The 718-nt window shown below is 46.1% G+C and carries 1 protein-coding gene; it reads right to left on the bottom strand.

Annotated features, from left to right (window positions below; translation table 11 throughout):
* Nucleotides 1–82: 82 nt before the first annotated feature.
* Entirely contained in the window at nucleotides 83–523 is a 441-nt protein-coding gene (locus ACNKU7_RS18780) for a hypothetical protein (RefSeq protein WP_418298521.1), read from the bottom strand.
* Nucleotides 524–718 lie beyond the last annotated feature (195 nt).

Here is a 718-nt window from a genome sequence, read left to right on the forward strand (position 1 = left end):
TGAATGCGATGATTCGAGAAAAACAAGCGTGGTGTGCAACTTAAATTTTGGGTGGTTGACACCACAGTCGCTTGTTATGCGCTTACTCTGAGCGCCATAGGACCTCTGTTAAAACTGGAAACTCACCGTAACTCAGCACAATTTCTTTTTCCAAGCTGTCATGTAACCCGTTAAACGCAAGGTAAACATAGTGATCGAAGCAACCCTGCACCATAATGTTTCCCTGCTTAGGTCTTACCTTTACCACCTTTAAATCACTGAATTCATCAGGCAGCTCATTATTTTGTAGCCTGGAGTATCCACCGAATGGCGTATCTTCACTCAGAGAGTAATCATGCATTTGATGGTAGAGCAACTCCAAACGCTCTTCAGATAATGAGCGCGCATATCTAACAGCCTCAGAGTCTTCATCACAAGAAGGATGATCCCACCCAAAAATAAACCCGCCCAGAATGAAAAAGAATAGGCAAATACCAAGAAATGCCGAGGTTAAGATTCCTATAAGTTTGAGAGTAAACTTCATCAGTCTCTACGCATAACGCCCGGCTCACCAGCGCCCAGGCCGGAGAGGTTTTTGTGGTAAAGTGTAGCGCAGCGAAACCCACAAAAACAGCGTGGGTTTGGGCGTCTGCGTGGAGCCGATTGTATGGCCTAATTCCCCAAATATTCGGTAAGGTGAGACCCGTAACTTACCACCATAAGTTACCGGCCCGGCAGC

The organism is Microbulbifer weihaiensis, assembly GCF_048323715.1.
Classification (GTDB): domain Bacteria; phylum Pseudomonadota; class Gammaproteobacteria; order Pseudomonadales; family Cellvibrionaceae; genus Microbulbifer.

Bases quoted from the DNA above. Each gene is read 5' to 3' on its own strand.
- ACNKU7_RS18780 (WP_418298521.1), bottom strand. From the start codon at position 523: ATGAAGTTTACTCTCAAACTTATAGGAATCTTAACCTCGGCATTTCTT.